4 protein-coding genes are annotated in these 4,873 nt (G+C 75.6%); 1 reads left to right on the plus strand and 3 read right to left on the minus strand.

Annotation, left to right across the window (positions count from 1 at the left end; all coding sequences use genetic code 11):
* Together N866_RS04460 and N866_RS04465 are read right to left on the minus strand one after the other, a co-directional pair.
* Positions 1 to 1,744: acetyl-CoA carboxylase biotin carboxylase subunit (locus tag N866_RS04460; RefSeq protein ID WP_155855202.1), on the minus strand; the 1,744-nt coding region annotated here is incomplete at its 3' end.
* 5 nt (positions 1,745 to 1,749) lie between these two features.
* Positions 1,750 to 3,351, minus strand: coding sequence for a carboxyl transferase domain-containing protein (locus tag N866_RS04465; protein ID WP_034223239.1), 1,602 nt, complete (start codon positions 3,349 to 3,351; stop codon positions 1,750 to 1,752).
* A gap of 100 nt (positions 3,352 to 3,451) precedes the next feature.
* On the opposite strand from N866_RS04465, the gene N866_RS04470 reads away from it, so the two are divergent.
* Complete coding sequence (locus tag N866_RS04470; protein ID WP_034223240.1) at positions 3,452 to 4,093, plus strand: TetR/AcrR family transcriptional regulator; 642 nt, start codon at positions 3,452 to 3,454, stop codon at positions 4,091 to 4,093.
* Positions 4,094 to 4,115: 22 nt separating this feature from the next.
* Here N866_RS04470 and N866_RS04475 read toward each other — a convergent pair.
* Positions 4,116 to 4,873: dihydrolipoamide acetyltransferase family protein (locus N866_RS04475; protein WP_034223242.1), on the minus strand; the 758-nt coding region annotated here is incomplete at its 5' end.

Raw genomic sequence — 4,873 nt, forward strand, 5'->3', positions numbered from 1 at the left:
CGCGGTGCGCCAGACCGGCCCGCACGACGGCGCCGTCGTCGACCGTCACGCTCGAGGCGCCCGACGGCGTGTCGCCGTCCGGGTGGACCGCGACGTCCACGACGGTGCCGTCCGTCAGCGCGAACGCCGACCGGACGGGGACGGGGTCGCCCGCGCGCCAGCCGTCGGACCGCCACGGCGAGCCGGCACCCGCGGCGGGGGACGTCCCGGCGGCACGGGCGGTGCGCTCGTGCTCCAGCGCCGCGACGACGACCGCGACACGGTCCAGCGGCAGGCGGGTGCTGTCGGCGTCCGCGTGCGGGGTGCTCCCGTCCACCCCGGTCTCCCGGTCGCCCGCCGCGCCCCGGGCGAGGACACGCTCGACCAGCCCGGTGTCGAGCCGACCGGCGCGGACGTCCGCGTCCGCGAGCAGGGTCCGCAGGAACGCCGTGTTGGTCGGCACGCCGAGGACGGCCGTCCGGGAGAGCGCCGCGTCGAGCCGGTGCAGCGCCTGGTCGCGGTCGGCGCCCCAGGCGACGACCTTGGCGAGCATCGGGTCGTAGTCGGCCGAGACCACCAGACCGGGCAGCAGCGCGCTGTCGACCCGCACCCCCTCGCCGGACGGCTCCTCCAGCGCCAGCACCCGACCGGTCCCGGGCAGGAACCCGCGGGCGGGGTCCTCGGCGTACAGCCGGGCCTCGATCGCGTGGCCCGTGAGCCGGACGTCCTCCTGGCGCACGGCGAGCCGCTCGCCCGCCGCGACCCGGAGCTGCTGCTCCACGAGGTCCAGCCCGGTGACCATCTCCGTGACCGGGTGCTCCACCTGGAGCCGGGTGTTCATCTCCAGGAAGAAGAACGCGGTCGGGTCGTCCGCCGGGACGATCATCTCCACCGTGCCGGCACCGACGTAGCCGACGCTGCGGGCGGCCGCGCAGGCCACCTCGCCCATCCGCGCGCGGGTCGGCGCGTCCAGCAGCGGCGACGGCGCCTCCTCGACCACCTTCTGGTGGCGCCGCTGCAGCGAGCACTCCCGCTCGCCGAGGTGCACCACGGTGCCGTGCGTGTCGGCGAGCACCTGCACCTCGATGTGCCGGGGCGCGCGGACGTACCGCTCCAGGAGCAGCGTGTCGTCCCCGAAGGCCGCCGCCGCGACGCGGCGTGCCGTCCGCAGCGCCTCGGGGAGGTCCTCGGCGCGTTCCACGACCTCCATGCCCTTGCCGCCGCCGCCGGCGGACGGCTTGACCAGCAGGGGGAAGCCGACGTCGGCCGCTGCCGCGACCAGGGCGTCGTCGTCGAGGCCCGCCTCGCTCACGCCGGGCAGGACGGGCACGCCCGCCTGCGCGACGTGCCGCTTGGCGCGGATCTTGTCGCCCATCACCTCGAGCGCGGCCACGCCGGGCCCGACGAACACCACCCCGGCGTCGGCGCAGGCCCGCGCGAAGGCGGCGTTCTCCGCGAGGAACCCGTAGCCGGGGTGGATCGCCTCGGCACCCGTCGCCCGGGCGGCGGCGAGCACCGCCTCGATGTCGAGGTAGCTGCGCCGGGCGTCGGCCGGGCCGAGGCGGACGGCCTCGTCCGCGAGCCCGACGTGCCGGGCGTCCCGGTCGGCGTCGGAGTACACGGCGACCGAGCGGATGCCGAGCGACCGCAGGGTGCGGATGACCCGGCACGCGATCTCGCCCCGGTTCGCGACGAGGACGGTGGAGAAGAGCCGGGCGGGGTCCGCAGCGGGCCCGGCCGGGGGGCGGGGGGACGTCGTCGTCATGGTCGTCACATCCGGAAGAGCCCGAAGCGGGGCTCGGGGAGCGGGACGGTCGCGCAGACGTCGAGGGCCATGCCCAGGACGCGGCGGGTGTCGGCCGGGTCGATGATGCCGTCGTCCCAGAGGCGGGCGGTGGCGTAGTACGGGTTCCCCTGGGTCTCGTACTGCTCGCGCAGGGGTGCCCGGAAGGCCTCCTCGTCCTCGGCGGACCACTCCTCGCCGCGGGCCTCGAGCTGGTCGCGGCGGACCGTCGCCAGCACCGAGGCCGCCTGCTGCCCGCCCATCACGGAGATCCGCGCGTTGGGCCACGTCCACAGGAACCGGGGCCCGTACGCGCGCCCGCACATGGAGTAGTTCCCCGCGCCGAAGGAGCCGCCGACGACGACGGTGAGCTTCGGCACCCGGGTGGTCGCCACGGCGGTGACCATCTTGGCGCCGTGCTTGGCGATGCCGCCCGCCTCGTACGCGCTGCCGACCATGAAGCCGGAGATGTTCTGGAGGAAGACGAGCGGGATCCCGCGCTGGTCGCAGAGCTCGATGAAGTGGGCCCCCTTGAGGGCGGACTCGCTGAAGAGGACGCCGTTGTTCGCCACGATCCCCACCGGGTGGCCGTGCAGCCGGGCGAACCCCGTCACCAGCGTGGTGCCGTACTCGCGCTTGAACTCGTGGAACCGGCTCCCGTCGACCAGCCGGGCGACGACCTCGCGGACGTCGTACGGCGTCTGGACGTCCGCGGGCACGACGCCGTAGAGCTCGTCCTCGGGCACCACGGGCGGTTCGGGCGGCTCCAGGTCCCACGCCGTGGTGGTCGGCCGGGGGAGCGTGGCCACGATGTCGCGGACGATCTGCAGGGCGTGGGCGTCGTTCTCGGCCAGGTGGTCGGTGACGCCGGACGTGCGGCTGTGCAGCGCGCCGCCACCGAGCTCCTCGGCGGTGACCACCTCGCCGATCGCGGCCTTCACCAGCGGGGGACCGCCGAGGAAGATCGTGCCCTGGTCGCGCACGATGACCGTCTCGTCGCTCATCGCGGGGACGTACGCGCCGCCCGCCGTGCACGAGCCCATGACGCACGCGATCTGGGGGATCCCCGCGGCCGACATCTGCGCCTGGTTGTAGAAGATCCGGCCGAAGTGGTCGCGGTCGGGGAACACCTCGTCCTGCATCGGCAGGAACGCGCCGCCGGAGTCGACGAGGTAGACGCACGGCAGCCGGTTCTCGGCCGCGATCTCCTGCGCGCGCAGGTGCTTCTTGACCGTGAGCGGGTAGTAGGTGCCGCCCTTCACGGTCGCGTCGTTGGACAGCACCATGACGTGGCGGCCGTGCACGAGCCCGATGCCCGCCACGACCCCCGCGCCGGGTGCCGCGTCGTCGTAGAGGCCGTTCGCGGCCAGCGGTGCGACCTCGAGGAAGGGGCTGCCCTCGTCGAGCAGGGCGTCGACGCGCTCCCGCGGCAGAAGCTTGCCCCGGGCGACGTGCCGGTCCCGGGCGGCCTGGGATCCCCCCAGTGCCGCGGTGCGCAGGCGCGCGCGGAGATCGGCGACCAGGGCGCGGTGCGCCTCGGCGTCCGCCCGGTCACCACCGCGGTCCGCGGCGCTGCGCAGCGTCTCCATGGTCCGTCGCTCTCCGTCGAGCTCGTCGTTCGGTTAGTGATGACTAACTGAGTGGACGCTAGTGTGATCCACGACACCTGTCCAGGCGAGAGGACGCGCCGTGAGCGACGACGCACCGGGCCCCACCGCACCGGGCCCCACCGCACCGCGCACCACCGCACGCAGCCGCGCCAAGGCGGACCGGCGCGCCACGCTGCTGGCGGAGGCGGCCCGCCTCTTCGCCCGGAGCGGGTTCGACGGTGTCTCCATGGAGGACCTCGGCGCCGCCGCCGGCATCAGCGGCCCGGCGGTGTACCGGCACTTCGCGAGCAAGCAGGCCGTGCTGGCGGCGCTGCTCGTGGGCGCGAGCGCCCGGCTGCGCGACGGCGGCGACGCCGTGGTGGCGCGGGCCCCCGACGACGCCGCGGCGCTGCGCGGCCTCGTGGCGTTCCACACGGCGTTCGCGCTCGCCCAGCCCGACGTCATCCGCGTCCAGGACCGCGACCTCGACGCGCTGGCCGAGGCGGACCGGCGGACGGTGCGCGGCCTGCAGCGGGCCTACGTCGAGGCGTGGGTCGCCGTCCTGGCGCGTCTGGACCCGGACGCGCCCGTCGGTGAGCTGCGGCTGCGCACCCAGGCCATGTTCGGCCTGCTCAACTCCACGCCGTACAGCGCGCAGGGCCACGGCGCGCGGGGCGTGCCCCGGGGACGCGTCAGGGCGCTCCTGGAGACGATGGCGCTCGCCGCCCTCGGTCACGACTGAGGGCGGCGAGCGTCCGTCCGTCTCACACCAGGGTGGCGAGCCGTCCGGGGTCGGCCAGCACGTCGCCCACGTCGCGCAGGAACAGCGAGGCCTGCTCGCCGTCCACGAGCCGGTGGTCGAACGACAGGCTCAGGGTCAGGACGTCGCGCAGGGCGACCTCCCCGTGGTGCTCCCAGGGCCGCCGCCGCACCGCGCCCAGGGCGAGGATCGCGGCCTCGCCGGGGACGAGGATCGGCGTGCCGGCGTCGATGCCGAACACCCCGATGTTGGTGATCGTGATCGTCCCCCCGGTCATCTCCGACGGCGGGGTGGTGCCCTCCCGGGCGCGCGCGGCGAGGTCGCGCAGCGCGTCCGCCAGCTCCACGAGGCCGAGCCGGTCCGCGTCCTTGACGTTCGGGACGACGAGCCCGCGCGGGGTCGCGGCCGCGATGCCGAGGTTGACGTAGCGGTGCAGGACGATCTCCCCGGCCTCCTCGTCCCACCGGGCGTTGAGCGTCGGGTGGCGGCGCAGCGCGACGGTCACGGCCTTGGCCACGAATGCCAGGACGCCCACCCGGTGACCCGCGAACCGGCGGTCCGCGGCGAGCCGGGCGAGCAGGTCGGACGTCGGGGTGACGTCGACGGTGAGGAACTCGGTGGCGTGCGGGGCGGTGAAGGCGCTCGCCACCATCGCCGCCGCGGTGTGCCGGCGCACCCCCGTGATCGGGACGCGCTCCTCGCGCGGCGGCGCGTCGGTGCTCGCCGGGGAGGCCGCGGAGGCGCCCGGGCCGTCGGCCCCGG

Source organism: Actinotalea ferrariae CF5-4 (assembly GCF_000603945.1).
Lineage (GTDB): Bacteria > Actinomycetota > Actinomycetes > Actinomycetales > Cellulomonadaceae > Actinotalea > Actinotalea ferrariae.